Origin of the sequence: Cytobacillus oceanisediminis (genome assembly GCF_003182355.1) — a bacterium.
Classification (GTDB): domain Bacteria; phylum Bacillota; class Bacilli; order Bacillales; family Cytobacillaceae; genus Cytobacillus; species Cytobacillus oceanisediminis_A.
In genome coordinates this window covers 1-15,620 of the sequence record NZ_QGTW01000030.1, presented here as the reverse complement: position 1 = coordinate 15,620, position 15,620 = coordinate 1, and the positions used below count along the sequence as shown (strand labels likewise).

The 15,620-nt window shown below is 41.1% G+C and carries 14 protein-coding genes, 1 tRNA gene and 1 rRNA gene; 14 read left to right on the top strand and 2 right to left on the bottom strand.

The features are described 5' to 3' along the window. The first annotated feature begins 74 nt into the window (after positions 1–74). The 11 genes from DFO73_RS27890 (at position 75) to DFO73_RS29025 (ending at position 11,506) form a co-directional block, all read left to right on the top strand. Entirely contained in the window at positions 75–2,447 is a 2,373-nt protein-coding gene (locus DFO73_RS27890) for a M14 family zinc carboxypeptidase (protein ID WP_110067912.1), read from the top strand. Between the two features lie 826 nt (positions 2,448–3,273). Beyond that, the gene (locus tag DFO73_RS27885) at positions 3,274–3,888 is read left to right on the top strand and encodes a serine/threonine protein kinase (RefSeq protein WP_110067911.1); all 615 of its coding nucleotides are present in this window, start codon (positions 3,274–3,276) and stop codon (positions 3,886–3,888) included. Between the two features lie 72 nt (positions 3,889–3,960). Then, a complete protein-coding gene (locus tag DFO73_RS27880; RefSeq protein ID WP_110067910.1) occupies positions 3,961–4,605 on the top strand; it encodes an SDR family oxidoreductase in 645 nt (214 codons plus the stop codon). Between the two features lie 114 nt (positions 4,606–4,719). Next, positions 4,720–4,965, top strand: a complete 246-nt coding sequence (locus tag DFO73_RS27875; RefSeq protein ID WP_110067909.1) for a hypothetical protein — start codon at positions 4,720–4,722, stop codon at positions 4,963–4,965. Between the two features lie 566 nt (positions 4,966–5,531). Beyond that, a complete protein-coding gene (locus tag DFO73_RS27870; protein ID WP_110067908.1) occupies positions 5,532–6,878 on the top strand; it encodes a cytochrome ubiquinol oxidase subunit I in 1,347 nt (448 codons plus the stop codon). Next, positions 6,875–7,900 (top strand): cytochrome d ubiquinol oxidase subunit II, encoded by a 1,026-nt coding sequence (locus DFO73_RS27865; protein WP_110067907.1) that lies wholly within the window; start codon positions 6,875–6,877, stop codon positions 7,898–7,900. The genes DFO73_RS27870 and DFO73_RS27865 overlap by 4 nt, the downstream gene beginning before the upstream one ends. 12 nt (positions 7,901–7,912) lie before the next feature. Further along, the gene (cydS, locus tag DFO73_RS29910; protein ID WP_375137358.1) at positions 7,913–8,014 is read left to right on the top strand and encodes a cytochrome bd oxidase small subunit CydS; all 102 of its coding nucleotides are present in this window, start codon (positions 7,913–7,915) and stop codon (positions 8,012–8,014) included. Between the two features lie 312 nt (positions 8,015–8,326). Further along, the gene (locus tag DFO73_RS27860) at positions 8,327–9,649 is read left to right on the top strand and encodes a UDP-glucose dehydrogenase family protein (protein ID WP_110067906.1); all 1,323 of its coding nucleotides are present in this window, start codon (positions 8,327–8,329) and stop codon (positions 9,647–9,649) included. A gap of 34 nt (positions 9,650–9,683) precedes the next feature. Beyond that, on the top strand, positions 9,684–10,211 hold the full coding sequence (locus tag DFO73_RS27855; protein WP_110067905.1) for a phosphatase PAP2 family protein: 528 nt from the start codon (positions 9,684–9,686) through the stop codon (positions 10,209–10,211). 36 nt (positions 10,212–10,247) lie between these two features. Next, positions 10,248–11,390 carry a glycosyltransferase family 4 protein gene (locus DFO73_RS27850; RefSeq protein ID WP_110067904.1) on the top strand — a complete coding sequence of 381 codons (1,143 nt, stop codon included), beginning with the start codon at positions 10,248–10,250 and terminating at the stop codon, positions 11,388–11,390. Continuing rightward, positions 11,387–11,506 carry a nucleotidyltransferase family protein gene (locus tag DFO73_RS29025; protein WP_142669550.1) on the top strand — a complete coding sequence of 40 codons (120 nt, stop codon included), beginning with the start codon at positions 11,387–11,389 and terminating at the stop codon, positions 11,504–11,506. The genes DFO73_RS27850 and DFO73_RS29025 overlap by 4 nt, the downstream gene beginning before the upstream one ends. A gap of 683 nt (positions 11,507–12,189) precedes the next feature. Here DFO73_RS29025 and DFO73_RS27840 read toward each other — a convergent pair. Together DFO73_RS27840 and DFO73_RS27835 are read right to left on the bottom strand one after the other, a co-directional pair. Then, positions 12,190–12,262 (bottom strand) — tRNA-Ala (locus DFO73_RS27840). A 75-nt stretch (positions 12,263–12,337) separates the two neighbouring features. Next, a complete protein-coding gene (locus DFO73_RS27835) occupies positions 12,338–13,036 on the bottom strand; it encodes an MgtC/SapB family protein (protein WP_110067902.1) in 699 nt (232 codons plus the stop codon). A gap of 154 nt (positions 13,037–13,190) precedes the next feature. Between DFO73_RS27835 and DFO73_RS27830 the strand changes: the two genes are divergently transcribed. The 3 genes from DFO73_RS27830 to DFO73_RS27815 all read left to right on the top strand — a co-directional run. Further along, complete coding sequence (locus tag DFO73_RS27830) at positions 13,191–14,105, top strand: DMT family transporter (RefSeq protein WP_110067901.1); 915 nt, start codon at positions 13,191–13,193, stop codon at positions 14,103–14,105. Between the two features lie 11 nt (positions 14,106–14,116). Next, complete coding sequence (locus DFO73_RS27825) at positions 14,117–14,662, top strand: GNAT family N-acetyltransferase (RefSeq protein WP_110067900.1); 546 nt, start codon at positions 14,117–14,119, stop codon at positions 14,660–14,662. A gap of 893 nt (positions 14,663–15,555) precedes the next feature. Then, positions 15,556–15,620: ribosomal RNA gene (locus DFO73_RS27815) — 16S ribosomal RNA — on the top strand; the annotation flags it as partial.

Sequence of the window (15,620 nt, the reverse complement as noted above, 5' to 3'; positions counted from 1 at the left end):
CAAAATCCGAAACCGTGAATTAAAATGTAATTTATCTCATAAATATACAAAACTATTACATCTGGAGGTACATAATGAATAAGAAAAAGGCTCTATCAGGATTTCTCGCAGCAGGCATTTTGGCATCCGTTCCTTTAAGTGCTGCTCAAGCGATTGCTCCAAAATGGATAAATGTAAATGTGTCAGAAGAACAGGACGGCAGCAAATTTAATGCCCAAAACTATGATTTTATGAAGTTCTCAGAAGTTGGCCCCAAGCTGGCAGAAATTGAAAAGCAGTCCAATCGTGTGAAGGTAGAGGTTAAAGGAAATTCCGCAGATGGATACCCTCTTTATGTCGTAACAATTGCGGACCCTGCTACACAGGGTAAATTCGGCAAAATTCAGGCGTTAAGAAAGCAAATGTTCAAAAACCCTGAAAAAGCACAGGACTGGATTGCCAATAATCCGGACTTTAAAGTGCCAGTTATGATCAATGGCTCCATCCATGGCACCGAATTTGTCGGCAGTGATGCGGTTATGCAGCTGATCGAACGCTTTGCAACCGAGAATGATGAAGAAACAAAGACTATTTTGGAAAATAACATCCTCATCTTTAACGTAGTGCAAAACCCGGATGGCCGTGTTGAAGCAACACGTTTTAATGGAGAAGGAATTGACCTGAATCGTGATTTCATTACTCAATCCCAGCCGGAAACACAGGAAACAGTTGCGCTAATAAAGGAATGGAATCCAATGGTTTTCCTGGATACACACGGTTACGTTAATTATGATCAAAATAATCCAGGGCTAATTGAACCATGTACGCCGCCGCATAATCCTAACTATGAGTATGACCTTTATGAAAAGTGGGCTCTTGACCAGGCGAAAGCAATGGAAGCTGAAATCGTTGGGGATAAAGCGCAATATGAGGGTGACTTATACAAAAACATGGAGGGCACATATATTCCGCAGCGTGATGATTCTGCAGGCTGGGATGATTACCCGCCGATCTTTACACCAATGTATGCGATGTATCATGGTGCTTACGGACATACACTTGAAGCTCCGCAAAATGACGAAGATGGAGTGCGGTGGATGTACAATGCGATTATGGGTGCATTGAAATTCGCTACTGAAAATAAGGAAGAAATGATCACAGACCAAATTGAAATGTTCAAGCGCGGCATCAACTTTGATCACCCATTCCACGAAGATGGATTTTTCCCGAAAGCATATGTTCTTCCTGTGGATGAAGAAGATCCTACTGTTACGAACAAAGCTGTGAACCATTTATTGAAAAATGACATTGAAGTCGTACAGGCATCAAAAGCATTTGAAGCTGATGGCAAGTCTTATCCAAAAGGCACATACATTGTGCAAATGGATCAGGCAAAAGCTGGCCTTGCCAATACAATGCTTTGGGATGGCGAAGATATTACAGATGATACTCCTGCCATGTATGATATTTCAGCATGGAGCCTTCCGGAGCTTTGGGGCTTTGAAGCGATTGGCGTCCAGGGTGATGTAGCTGCAGTTGTATCTAAAGTAAATAATGTGAAAGAACAAGGTTCATTAACCGGAAATGGGCCATTTATTATTCCGAACAGCTCAGTAAAAGCAGTTCAGCTTGCTAACCAACTTCTGCAGAAGGGTATTGAGGTAAAACGCGACAGCGAAGGAAACTTCTATGCTGAAGCAGCAGCCAATGCTGTTTCAGAAGAAGTCAAAGCTTCCGGCTTAAATATTGAGTCTGGTAAAGTACCTGCTGATGCAGTATCAATTGAAAATGTAAATATAGCGATTTTAAAAGATGGCGGAATGGGCAAAGTCCAATCACACTCCGGCACAAAACTCGCTCTTAAGAGACTGGGTTTTGATGTAAAAGAGCTTACTCCATCTGAAGTCGCTAAGCAAGGTCTTGCTTCCTATGATGTTTTTGTATACAGCGGAACAGAAAATCTGATTTCTGTAAATTTAAGTGCTGCTAACAAAGAGTTCGGCCTTCAAAGCCAGGAAGAATTGGCTGCTTTCAAAGCCAATGTAGAATCATTTGTTAATGATGGCGGAAAATATATAGCCGTCGGAGCGGGTGCCTCTCGTGCAACTAAGATATTAGGCCTGACAGATGATGAGATTAATTCTGGCGGCTATAACAGCAACGGCATTATTAAGGTAGCATACGAAGGAACGGGTACAACGGCTGGATACGGCGAAGATGACCTTGGTTTTGTTTATCGTCCTGTATGGTATACAAGCACGGATAATGATGAAGTTCTTGCAACGATTGCAGATGACGAAGATTTCTTTGTTGCAGGACACTGGAAAAATCGTGATGCAGCACAGGGCCAGGCCATCATGGTCAAAGAACAGGATAAAGATGTTACATTAATCGGACTGGAAGCTGGCTTCCGCGACCATACAGATTACCTGTTCCGTCTCCTTTCTAATTCCATTTTTGAAAAATAATGAGCATGATTCGAGGGTGTCCAAATGGGCATCCTCTTTTTGCATAAGCATCTAAATTGTTCGGAGAAATTTATACGCAGAAAAACTTCTTATTTACAGATAAATGTAAAATGAGGATTAAATCCAGCAGAAGAACCACTAATTTAAAAAACGGTTAAACTGGTTAAAGAATGATAAATTTTATAAAAAGCCCTTTGGGATTAGAGAAGGAACAAAGGGATAAATGACATATTAGAAAGAATGAAATTTTCGAAAGCAATAACAGAATGATATCGGGTCTTCCTGTAAAAAAATAAAAGTTAAAAGCATTACGTTTGACTAATTGCCTTTGTAAGCCATATAATATCTGTAATGAAATAGTTCGGATTCTTCCTTAAAGGGGAGTAGCTGTTAAGTAGGGCCGTCAATACGAGATGAACATCTCCGGCTTTACTGGCAACAAACGTTGCTGGCGAGACCTTTACCATTTATTTGGTAAGGTCTCTTTTGTTTTTAAAAGGGCGCTGAGACCGGATAAATGGTCCAGCGCCCTTATTTTAAGGCTCTGTTAAAGCTCAGTGTTGGTGGCACCCTGTTGATTGGAGTGGAAGACGCTAATCCCGCGAAAATGCATTCGCATTTTCTTCGTGCGGTGATAATTCAAGGATGTTTATTCAATGTCCTGCGGGAAGAGCGAGTCAAAGGGAGACCTCACAGGTGCAAGTAGCCGAGGAGGCTCCCGGACCGTCCGCGGAAAGCGAGTTTCTTGAGCGGAAATCAACAGGTAAATTTAATAGAGCCTATTTTTTATCAAGGAAGGGTCCGATAAACAGGGAGGACTTTTGAGATGAAACAGTATAAACAGCTTGCAGAGAGCGTTAAATTTTCCAGAAGCAGAAATTGGACCAGACTGCTAGAAAAAGATGATTCCTTGGAATTTATCGGAGCAGGGAGAAGTGCATTTGCGTTTAGAGTGAAAGAAACAAATCTTGTATTAAAAATATTCTTCCCAGAGTTCAGAAGAATTGCCCAGGAGGAAGCTGACATATATAAAGCTCTTCCCAATCATCCTTACTTCCCGTCTTTATACGATTCCGGAGAAAACTATATTGTGATCGATTACGTCGATGGCCTGACTCTTTTCGAATGTCTGGCAAAGGGGATTCCAATCGAAGAGGAGAAGATTAAAGAAATAGATGAAGCGCTAAAGCTGGCAAGGGACAAAGGATTAAACCCTTCAGATATACATCTGCGAAATATCATTTTAACACCTGATGGTCACATAAAGATCATTGATGTGGCAAGATTTAAACAAACAAAGAACTGTACCCAGTGGGATGACTTGAAACATGCATTTTATAAATTTTACATGAAGAGATATTTCCCTAAAAGAATCCCTGTAATGGTAATGAATATGATTGCTGCTCTATATAAAAGAAAGATTGTCCGTCTGGGATCCTAACATTTGATATCGGTTTTTTCTTTTGAAATAATAGAAGGATAAATCCGCAAATGCAGAAAGGGGTATGAACAGATGAAGGTTCTTATTGTTGGAGCTAACGGCCAGATTGGGAAACAGCTTGTTAAGCTTGTAAACGAAAGCAGTAATCACACAGCACGGGCCATGATCAGGAAAGCGGAACAGGCCGAAGAGTTTGAGAAAATGGGTGTGGAAACTGCAGTAGCAAGCCTTGAAGGAACGGTCGGCGAATTGGCGGAAGCAGCAGAAGGCTGTGATGCAATTGTATTTACTGCTGGTTCAGGCGGACATACAGGCTATGACAAAACTCTTTTAATTGATCTTGATGGAGCTGTAAAAACAATCGAAGCCGCAGAGCAGGCTGGTATCAATCGGTTTGTAATGGTCAGCGCCATTCAGGCAAACAACCGGGATAAATGGAGCGATGCGATAAAGCCATACTTCGTTGCAAAGCATTATGCTGACAGAATGCTGGAGAATAGCGGTTTAAACTATACAATCGTGCGACCAGGCGGATTGACTAATGATCCGGGCACAGGAAGGATCAAAGTAGGCAAAAACTTGGAACGTGGATTCATCCCGCGCGAAGATGTAGCCAAAACCATTTACGCTGTTTTAGATAAAGAAAATACCTATAAACGTTCTTTCGATCTTGTGTCAGGCGAAGAAGATGTAGAAACAGCAGTGGAAAATATATAACTCCCGCCCGGTGAGCTTTACCGCACCGGGTCTTTTTATGTCCTGTTAATTGGAAAATCATAGTATAAATTCTTTCCGTTCGAACAGATTAATAAAAAAACGGGAGTCAGGGAAATGGATAAAAAAAGAGCCAAATTAACAACGGCTGGAATATCAGCTTTGAGAGCTGCCTATACACAAAATATAGCTATGATCTGTATTTATAAGCGTTCCTGCAGTACGTCGGGGAATCCGGAAATTAAATCAAATTTGGAAGAAGCGCTAAGTCTGGCTGCTTCCTTTACTGAAACATCAAAAAGATATTTACCGAAGAAAACTTTCCAATCACGAAAAGCTTCGGTAATGAGGATGTCGATTTAAAAGCGCCACCCCTCTACTCTGAATTATTAGCACTCAGCTTTATTTACCGTGGCGGTCAAATGACTAGAAAACTCAAAAACTTTAAAAACGCCGTGAAGCAGTTTGTACGTTCAATGGCGTTTTTATTTTCGTTTTAACTCCACTTCAAATGGGAATAGGAGGTTGTAAAGGAAATTTTACATAAGCATAAAGATGTTGTTAAATTGTCACGGCGATAAGCAGGAAAATGTGGAATAATGTGAGGTAGTGAGCATTTATTTTAAGTTAAGATTGTATAAAATTGAACTTCGGATAACTGTCTAGCTCCAGGCGTCATCGGCTCGAGGTCATAAGCTTGTCTTATGCTTGAGGCCCGCAGGACGCGGGTCATGCAGACGTTGCCACAGGACGTGGCGGTTTTAGTCTGCGTTCTTATAGGCGGGCGCCTTGCGCTTTTCTTAAAGGAGTGAGCGAATGTATAAAAAACAGGAACGAATCTTAATGTGGGTGGCCTTTATCGTGGCGCTGATCATGGGTCTCTCTTTTATTGGACGTATCTTTGCAGGATAAGAAAAGGGGAATGTTAAATGGGAAATGAAGAATCAGTCTTTTTCAGCCGTGTCTTAACCGAGCTGACATTATCCTTCCATATCATTTATGCAACCATTGGTGTGGGCATCCCGCTAATGATTATGATTGCTCAATGGGTGGGAATCAAAAAACAGGATGAACATTATATTTTGCTGGCGAGAAGGTGGACGCGCGGCTTTGTCATTACCGTGGCTGTTGGTGTTGTAACAGGTACAGCCATTGGGCTGCAGCTATCCCTGCTCTGGCCTAACTTTATGGAGCTTGCCGGAAATGTGATCGCACTTCCATTGTTTATGGAGACCTTCGCCTTTTTCTTTGAAGCGATTTTTCTTGGCATTTATCTATATACATGGGACCGGTTTGAGAACCAGAAAAAGCACATGCTTTTATTAATTCCAGTTGCCATTGGAGCATCATTTTCAGCTGTGTTTATTACGATTGTGAATGCCTTTATGAATGCTCCGCAGGGCTTTGACATTGTCAACGGACAGCTTGTCAATATTAATCCGGTACTGGCAATGTTTACTCCAGCCATGCCGACCAAGGTTACGCATGTGCTGTCAACTGCCTATATGACGTCTGCCTTTGTTCTGGCATCAATCGGCGCTTACCGCCTTCTTAAAGGGTCGAATCATGTGTATCATAAAAAGGCTTTATTTTTGACGATGAAAATCGGCTTGATCTTCTCAATCGCAACTGCTGTGATAGGTGACTTCTCCGGAAAATATCTGGCTGAATACCAGCCGGAAAAACTGGCAGCAGCCGAATGGCATTTCGAAACAGAAGAAGGAGCACCATTAATGCTTTATGGAGTGCTGGATGATGGAGAAGTGAAATATGCGATAAAAATTCCATACGCGCTCAGCATTCTTGCCCATAGCAACCCAAATGCTGAGGTAATTGGCCTCGACCAATTTGCGGAAGACGAGATTCCGCCGCTTTATATCCATTACTTGTTCGATATCATGGTGACAATTGGAATGTGGATGACTGCACTTTCGCTCGTTTACGTAGTAGGCACCTGGTTAAAGATTCGCTTTGTTTCGTCCAAATGGTTCCGCTGGCTCATCGTATTGGGAGGCCCTCTATCGATGATCGCCATTGAAGCGGGCTGGTGGTTCACCGAAGTCGGGCGCCAGCCATGGGTCCTCCGCGGCCTTATGAGAACAGAAGATGCCGCAACCACAAGCGGCCAGGTAGATCTTATGCTGCTTCTGTTTGCCGGATTATACCTTATCCTGGCGATCGGAAGTATTGTTGTACTTACCCGCATGTTCCGGAAAAATCCGGTTGAACAGGAATTGGCCGATCGTGAACTGGAGAAAGAAGGTGACCTGCGATGACATTGGAGATAATCGGAATTTCCGTTTTGTGGCTCTTTCTTTTTGGCTACGTCATCGTCGCCTCGATTGACTTTGGTGCCGGCTTTTTTAACGCATACAGCCTATTCAGAGGAAAACAGCATATTTTAACCCGGATTATCCAGCGTTACTTATCACCGGTTTGGGAAGTGACCAATGTATTTCTCGTATTCTTCTTCGTAGGAATTGTCGGGTTCTTTCCAAAAACCGCCTACTATTATGGAACAATCCTGCTTGTACCGGCAAGCATTGGAGTAATTTTGCTCGCTATCCGAGGTTCCTACTACGCTTTTACCACCTATGGCGGGCTCAAGCAAAAAAAGTGGACCTACTTATATGGTCTCTCTGGGCTATTCATTCCTGCTTCTTTATCCATTGTGCTGACGATTTCAGAAGGTGGTTTTGTGAGTGAGAAAGCAACAGGGCTGGAATTGGATTACTGGGCGCTTTTCACCAGCCCGCTGACTTGGAGCATTGTGGTGCTAAGTTTGTCAGCAGTATTATATATTTCGGCCGTCTTTTTAACTTGGTACGCCCATAAAGCACAAGACGAGCCGGCCACAGAGCTGCTAAGGAAATATGCACTCATCTGGTCAGTGCCTGCGATTATCACTGCAACAGGCATAATCGTCGAATTAAGCGGCCATAACCCTGAGCACTTTAACCGCTTAATGGATCTATGGTGGCTGTTCGGCATCTCGTTTATCCTGTTTGCCGGAACGGTATATCTAATATGGAAGCGGAAATCATACGGAGTCGCATTCGGGCTATTAACAGGGCAATTCCTGGTTGCTTTCTTTGCCTATGGCGTCTCTCATTATCCGTATCTCCTCTACCCATACCTGACTATATACGACAGCTTTACAAACGAAGCAATGGCCATCGCTCTCATCATCGCGTTTGTCGCAGGACTGGGACTGCTGCTTCCTTCGCTGTACCTGCTGTTAAGGCTGTTTTTGTTTAACAAAGACTATGTTCAAGGGAAAAGGAATGACCATGCATAGGAGGGATTGAAAATGGCGGAATTTGTTATGTTCTATGCACCCTTTATTGTGATTATCGGATCTATTGCTGCGGCTTTCTGGCTGGCGGGGAAGGATGAGGGAATAGGGGAGTGAAAGGATTCCAGCTCGCTTTGCGGGCTGGTTTTTTTGTGTGAAAAAAAATTTGACCTTTCTAATCGGTAAAATTCAAGAACTGACTTTCAATTGCTGTTCTAAATCAAGATGGAGAATTTGAAAGTGTTCAACATTATATAGGGAAAAGCATGCCAAACCAATATTGAACTTGCACTTAAAAGAGTATTGGGAGGGCTGGAAGCCAAGTTCTACTCATTCTTACATATTTTTTACAATAGTTTAACATGTGCTCAAGAATGTATTAAGGTTCCTTAAGTAAAATAGCAGTAAAGAATATCCAGGAGGGGTTGCATGAGGATTGCTGTTGCAGGTACAGGTTATGTGGGTTTAATTACTGGGGTTTGTTTAGCTGAAATGGGCCATCATGTGGTTTGTACTGATGTCAGGGAAGAGAAGATTCAGCTGCTGAAAACGGGGTGGTCTCCAATTTTTGAGCCGGGGCTCGAACCAATGCTGAAGCATAATATGTCCAATGGCCGTTTGGATTTTACAACAAATCCTAGAACTGCTTATAAAAATGCTGACATCATCTTTATTGCAGTGGGAACACCAGAAAACGAAGATGGAACAGCAAACCTTGATTACATACATGCAGCAGCCTATACAATTGGAGTTAGCATTGAAAATGATGTTATCGTTTGTACAAAAAGCACAGTGCCTGTCGGGACAAATGAGAAAATAAGGGAAATCATTCAAAGCGTAAAACCTCCTCCTCTTCAGGTGATGGTTGTTTCTAACCCTGAATTTCTGCGTGAAGGCTCTGGCATCATCGATTTTTTCAATGGTGACCGAATTGTAATAGGGACCGAATCCCGGGAAGCGGCATCCATAATGGAAAAAATTTATCTTCCTCTAAAGATACCGATCATGATAACAGATACGAGAAGTGCTGAAATGATTAAGTATGCCTCTAATGCTTTCCTGGCAACAAAAGTCAGTTTTATAAATGAAATAGCAGCCATTTGTGAAAAGGTCGGTGCAAACATTGAAGAAGTAGCATATGGAATAGGGAAAGATAAGCGGATAGGACCTCATTTTCTGCAGACGGGTATCGGTTATGGCGGATCCTGCTTCCCAAAAGATACAAAAGCGCTTGTTCAAATTGCAGGTAATGTTAAGCACAAGTTCGAGCTTCTTGAGTCGGTTATAAAGGTAAACAATCGCCAGCAGACTTTAGCTGTCATGAAAGCTAAAGAGACGTTGGGCCCCTTAAAAGGCAAAAGAGTAGCTCTTCTCGGCCTGGCATTTAAACCGGATACAGATGATGTCCGTGAAGCAGCCTCTTTAACCATTGCAAAGGCACTAAAGGACGAGGGAGCAATAGTCATTGCCTATGATCCTGCCGCAATCCCCAATGCCAGAAAGGTTTTAGGAAATGGAATTGAATATACGATGGATATACAATTAGCGATTGAGAATGCAGATGCAGCCATTATTGCGACAGAATGGGATCATATCAAGCATCTTCCTTTAGAATTATATGCGGAGAAGATGAAATCTCCAATCATCATTGACGGAAGAAATTGCTACTCTATCCAGAACATCAGCAGCCATCCGATCACCTATATTTCAATTGGAAGACCTTCTATTCAGCCAAACAGGGTTCAAAGTTAATGCAAAATCTTCCGTATGTAACAGGGGATGGGACATGATGAAAAAACTGCTTGTTTTCTATGAGGCAGATTGCAGATTATTTAAAGCGGTTAACCGGCACTTTGATAAGAAATGTTTAAACCTCTTCTTCCGGACTATTACACATATTGGGGGTGCCAGATTTACAATAGCTGCGGTGCTTGCGCTCATGTTATTTTCATCTGATAAACTGCGGCTGACAGCTCTTTCAAGTGCGCTTGCCCTATCTTTTAGCCATCTACCTGTCCACTTTATTAAAAAGACGTATCCGCGTCAAAGACCTTATATCATATTAGAAAATATTCATTTTCCAGTGAACCCTTTGCAGGACCACTCTTTTCCTTCAGGGCATACTACAGCGGTCTTTTCTGTTTTTGTTCCTTTTGTATTACTCATACCAGCACTTTCTTTTGCTCTAATTCCTTTGGCAACTCTTGTGGGGCTATCGAGGGTTTACCTGGGATTGCACTATCCTTCTGATGTACTTGCAGGAGGAATACTTGGTACAGCAAGTGGCATTCTAAGTTATTTATTCCTTCTCTAAAAAGGACAGGAAGGACAAAACAGCAAGGAGGATTATATGAAAATTGCCTTTTTCACTGATACCTTTTATCCCGACATCAATGGAGTCGCCAGAACGCTAAAAAGATTTACAGACTATTTAAGCGAACAAAACATAGCAGTAAAAATATTTGCACCTGCAAACCGAGCAGAAGAGTATGTTTCAGCCCATATTCACCGTTTTAAAAGTGCTTCTTTTTTTTTATATCCTGAATGCAGGGTAGCTTTTCCGAATTATTTTCATATCAAGGCCGAACTTGAAACGTTCAACCCCGACTTAATTCATGTTGCCACTCCTTTTAATCTGGGGCTAAGCGGTGTCTACTGCGCAAAAAAGTTAAATATCCCTTTAGTCGGATCATTTCATACTAATTTTGACTATTATCTGGAATTCTATGATCTTAAATTTCTATCAAGCATACTTTGGAAATACATGGAATGGTTCCACGGTGCATTTAGGAAAACCTTTGTGCCCTCCATCGAAACATTAGAGCAATTAAAGCAGCACAGCTTCACAAACCTGGTAATCTGGCCGAGAGGTGTCGACTGCCAGCTATTTCACCCTTACTATGATAAGCTATCCGTCCGCCAGCAATATTCCATCCGCAAAAAATACCTGCTTACTTATGCAGGCAGGCTGGCACCCGAAAAAAATGTAGAGATCCTTCTGGATGCTGCCAAATCACTCCCGCCCCATATTGACGAAAGTATTCACTGGCTAATCGTTGGGGACGGCCCGCTGCGTGAACAAATACAGGCTAAGGCTCCAGAAAATGTGACTTTTACAGGATATCTAAAAGGCCAGCAGCTCGCTGAAGTATACTCTGCATCAGATCTATTTGTCTTTCCATCTCCTACAGAAACCTTTGGAAACGTCGTCCTCGAATCCCTTGCAAGCGGTACACCAGTGATTGGCGCAAACTCAGGTGGAGTAAAAAGCATTATTCGAGAAGGAGTAACAGGCCACTTATGCGAACCGGGTAACGTACAGGGATTCTCAGATGCCATCACAAACCTTCTGACTAACCATAAAGTTCGGTCACAAATGGGGTTTGAAGGCAGGGATTATGCGCTGACTCAAAAGTGGGATAGAATCTTTAATGATTTAATAGGACATTATGAAGCGGTTATAGGGGAGAATGGGGAGGAGCGGTATGCATGATGGTTCAGATAGAAGTGGAGGCCAGTCCATTAAAAGGAGTTACCTTTGCAGAGAAATATTTCGGCCATTTAGGAGGAAGGGGAACCTCTGATATTGACTTGTTTATGCGATACTAACTTGAAAAAGCTATTGAGTCTATAACTTCATTGGATTTTACGGTTGAAGAAGAACTTATTCCATCTCATTTCCACTGCAGCTTCAACAAAGAAATCCTGGTTCGCGAATTCCCTTAACAGTGGAATTGCATTGGGATCAGCTGAAGGAGAACTCTTCTTCTCTCGATATTAATGAATTCTGGGAAAAATCACTCCGCTTGAACTCTATTGTTTTATAAAAGAATTATCTGATTACCATACTTTTAATATGATCTGCCTTTATGGGTGGCGGCCTGATATGGATTCATCAAAGTACTTTTTGGATATTGTTCAGCTGATATATTTATTAGGTGACCGGTTAGATTATGGAAACCTTATTAGTCGATTCACGAAAGCATAAAACCTTAAAGAGAATGGTCAGAACATTAACAATTGTATATAAGCGAAATCCTTACTTGGGTGAAGTGAAAAAGTTTCCATCTAAGCGTTCTAGCCTTTGGGATTTTAATGTTTTTAAAACAGGTAATCCAAAGTCTCTGAAGAACTACTTGGATTTCGTTGACTACCAATTTTTTATACAACAATGCATAGCTTGAAAGATTTTTTGAATGAGTTAAGTTAACGAATCTTAAAGCTCGAAGATAGCCAAAAACAAAAAAGCTGCAAAGCCTTTTTTAGACCTTGCAGCTTTTTTTCTCTTTTTATGGAGAATAGGGGGCTCGAACCCCTGACCTCAACGCTGCCAGCGTTGCGCTCTCCCAGCTGAGCTAATCCCCCGGGTGGTTGATACAAGAAAAATTATAACCACAACAGGGTCTTCTTGCAAGAGGGATTTTAAAAAAATTTTACGTTTTATTGCAGACTTTCAATTTCCATACATTGAACACCTTTGATATTCGATACGCTGTAGTAGACATCCGTGGTTCTTCTTTTGTAGTCGACAGCTACAATGAGCTGGACAAGATGCTGATGTTCTTCTTCCAGATCTTTTATGCGGATGTGTTTAATGGAGATGTCGAGTTCTTTAATTGCTGGGATGATGTCTGCAATATTTTCCTTATCCTTCACCTTAAGCTGAAGCGTAATTTCTTTTTCTCTTAATTGTCGAGGTCCGATAAAGCCCATTATTAATGGAACAACTTCAACAGAAATGATTAATAGAGCCACCCCAGCCATTGCTTCAATATAGAATCCTGCACCAACTGCGATCCCAATTCCGGCCGCTCCCCATATTAAAGCTGCCGTTGTAAGTCCAGAAATGCTGTCATTTCCTCTCCGTAAAATAACGCCCGCACCCAGGAAGCCTATCCCTGAAACAATTTGCGCTGCTAAACGGAGAGGGTCCATTGTAATGTTGATGTCATCGTTTCCTGGGAACATATAAGCTGATTCGATGGATACAATCGTCAGCAAACAACTGACAATAGAAATAACCAAACTGGTTTTTAAACCAACAGGCTTTCTTTTTAATTCCCGCTCAAGCCCAATTACGAGGCCCAAGACAGCTGAAATCCCTAATTTCATTAAAATTTCTATCTCTAAATTGCTCATGCTATCTCCCGCTTTTTTAAAGTATTATATATCCAATATCGCTTCTTTTAAATCCATAACAAGAAAATAATAAAAGGATAGTAAAAATCCAATAGTGCGTTGTAAAATAGTATATACCCTAAATTTGAGGAAACAGAAACAAGGAGTAGTGAAAATGTCAGATGCAAAAATAAACCCTTATGTCGCGCTTGCAATCGGCGTCATTTCCGTTTCCACATCAGCGATTCTTGTAAAAGTATCCAGTGCTCCATCAGGAGTTATTGCCTTTTACCGGCTCTTTTTTTCAGTCCTTTTCATGTTGCCTGTATTTCTTATAAAATATGTTCCGGAACTTCGACTTATTACAAGGCGGGATTGGGTCTACTCACTCGTTGCCGGTGTGTTTTTGGCATTCCACTTTATTCTTTGGTTTGAATCGTTAAATTACACATCCGTAGCAAGTTCAACGGTACTGGTCACCCTTCAGCCCTTATTTGCTTTTGCGGGAACGTATTTCTTTTTTAAAGAAAAGTTTACCTGGAAAGCGATTTTGAGCGGACTATTAGCTATAGGCGGGAGTGTCATTATAAGCTGGGGGGATTTTAAGATCAGCGGCTCCGCTTTATTTGGAGATATTTTGGCACTCATTGCCTGTGCTTTGGTTACGGCATACTTAATGTTTGGCCAGGCAGTAAGAAAAAGACTTTCACTTATAACTTATACCTTTGTTGTATACAGCATAAGCACTGTAACATTGTTGTTATATGTACTAATAGTCCAGGAGCCTTTATTGCCGTATGCAACTAGTGATTGGGTATATTTTATTTTGCTGGCGCTAATTCCAACATTGCTAGGACACACATTGTTTAATTGGTCGTTAAAATGGCTTAGTACCTCAACCATCTCCATGGCCATTTTATTTGAACCAGTGGGTGCCGCTGTCTTAGCTTATTATCTTCTGCAGGAGTCGGTTGTCTGGACCCAAGTCCTTGGAGGAGCCATTGTAATTGGAGGAATCTCTCTTTTCTTATTAGATGAAAGAAGACTCCGCATGAAGGAATTGAAAAAAAAGACAACGATTTCCGGGTAAGAGGAGGAACAATGGTGGTTATTCGCAGAGCGGTATTGGAGGATTCAAGAGCCATTGCAGAAGTACATGTGAAAAGCTGGCAGGAAACCTATATAGGGATTTTGGATCAGAATTTTTTGGATAACCTTAAAGTTGAAAGCCGTGAAAAGATTTGGCTGGAGGCACTCAATTCGAAGAAAGAAATTGAGCCTGTTTTTGCAGCAGAAACTGATGAAGGGCAAATTGTTGGGTTTTCTTCATTTGGACCAGAACGTACAAAACGGTTTGGTGCTGATGGCGAGTTATATGCGATCTACCTTTTAGAAAAACACCAAGGAAACCAGGTAGGAACCAAACTTTTTCTAGCTGGTGTAAAAGAGCTTTCCAAAGCAGGATTCAGTACTGTCCTTGTATGGGTGCTTGCAGATAATAAAAGCAGGCAGTTCTATGAAAAATTTTATCCGGAGAAAGCAAATGAAGAGGAAATAACCATCGCGGGGACAAAATGTGTGGAAATTGCTTTTGTGTGGCGAGATATAAAAGGACTTATTAATAGTTTAGAAAAAAGTATTCATTAAATATCCTTATAAAAAAATCTCCCGCAAAGTGGGAGATTTTTTATATAAATACATACGTTAGTCCGGAGAAAATAAATGCTGCTGTAACTGAAAGTATGAAGGTGCCCCCATAGACCTCTTCATCGGAATTCGCTATTTTAATTCCTTCTGCATACGCATAAGCAAACAGAAATACTGCCATGATTACTGATAGATATAGTGCTATGGTTTCCAGCGTGATTCACACCTTCCATTTTAATAGTAGAGTTAATAGATTTTATGAAGTTTAAACTAAAACTATTACTATTTCTTTATTGCTAAACTGACAACATGGGTATAGGGGTTAAAATGAAGTGTGGAAAAAGTGCATAAAGTTATCCACAACTTGTGCATAACTTTGTTGACAACTTATACTAAAAGGAATTAAAAGTGGATAAGTATGTGGGTATATGGACGAAATACTAACGAAATGTGTTTTTATATATAATGAAGTTGATCGGGAAAATAGAAGTTAAAAAATCGAAAAGTACTTGGAGACTTACAGCGACAGGAAGGTAAGCAATCCGGACTGTGGAGCTTCCGATGAATAATATTATATAGAGGGAAGAGAGTACCCTTATAGTTTATATACCTTAATAATAAACAATAAACTTTTTTAAAAATTATATTGCAAACATTTCTTAAGCATGGTATATTAATACTTGTCCTCAGCGAGACAAGCTAAACAACTTAAATTTCTTTAAAAAGTTGTTGACTTTAAAATGAGTGATATGTTATATTAATAAAGTCGCTTCTGAGCGGCGAGGTAAAAAATAACAAAGAGAAATTGATCTTTGAAAACTGAACGAACAAAAACGTCAACGTTAATTCTTTAGTCTTTTTTGAAAAGACAACTTATGAGCTTAATCAACTCTTATATGGAGAGTTTGATCCTGGCTCAGGACGAACGCTGGCGGCGTGCCTAATACATGCAAGTCGA

Coding starts and splice junctions, on each gene's coding strand:
- DFO73_RS27890 (WP_110067912.1), top strand. CDS start 75: ATGAATAAGAAAAAGGCTCTATCAGGATTTCTCGCAGCAGGCATTTTG.
- DFO73_RS27830 (WP_110067901.1), top strand. CDS start 13,191: ATGTCAGATGCAAAAATAAACCCTTATGTCGCGCTTGCAATCGGCGTC.
- DFO73_RS27885 (WP_110067911.1), top strand. CDS start 3,274: ATGAAACAGTATAAACAGCTTGCAGAGAGCGTTAAATTTTCCAGAAGC.
- DFO73_RS27850 (WP_110067904.1), top strand. CDS start 10,248: ATGAAAATTGCCTTTTTCACTGATACCTTTTATCCCGACATCAATGGA.
- DFO73_RS27880 (WP_110067910.1), top strand. CDS start 3,961: ATGAAGGTTCTTATTGTTGGAGCTAACGGCCAGATTGGGAAACAGCTT.
- DFO73_RS27860 (WP_110067906.1), top strand. CDS start 8,327: ATGAGGATTGCTGTTGCAGGTACAGGTTATGTGGGTTTAATTACTGGG.
- DFO73_RS27855 (WP_110067905.1), top strand. CDS start 9,684: ATGATGAAAAAACTGCTTGTTTTCTATGAGGCAGATTGCAGATTATTT.
- cydS (WP_375137358.1), top strand. CDS start 7,913: ATGGCGGAATTTGTTATGTTCTATGCACCCTTTATTGTGATTATCGGA.
- DFO73_RS27835 (WP_110067902.1), bottom strand. CDS start 13,036: ATGAGCAATTTAGAGATAGAAATTTTAATGAAATTAGGGATTTCAGCT.
- DFO73_RS27875 (WP_110067909.1), top strand. CDS start 4,720: ATGGATAAAAAAAGAGCCAAATTAACAACGGCTGGAATATCAGCTTTG.
- DFO73_RS27865 (WP_110067907.1), top strand. CDS start 6,875: ATGACATTGGAGATAATCGGAATTTCCGTTTTGTGGCTCTTTCTTTTT.
- DFO73_RS29025 (WP_142669550.1), top strand. CDS start 11,387: ATGATGGTTCAGATAGAAGTGGAGGCCAGTCCATTAAAAGGAGTTACC.
- DFO73_RS27825 (WP_110067900.1), top strand. CDS start 14,117: ATGGTGGTTATTCGCAGAGCGGTATTGGAGGATTCAAGAGCCATTGCA.
- DFO73_RS27870 (WP_110067908.1), top strand. CDS start 5,532: ATGGGAAATGAAGAATCAGTCTTTTTCAGCCGTGTCTTAACCGAGCTG.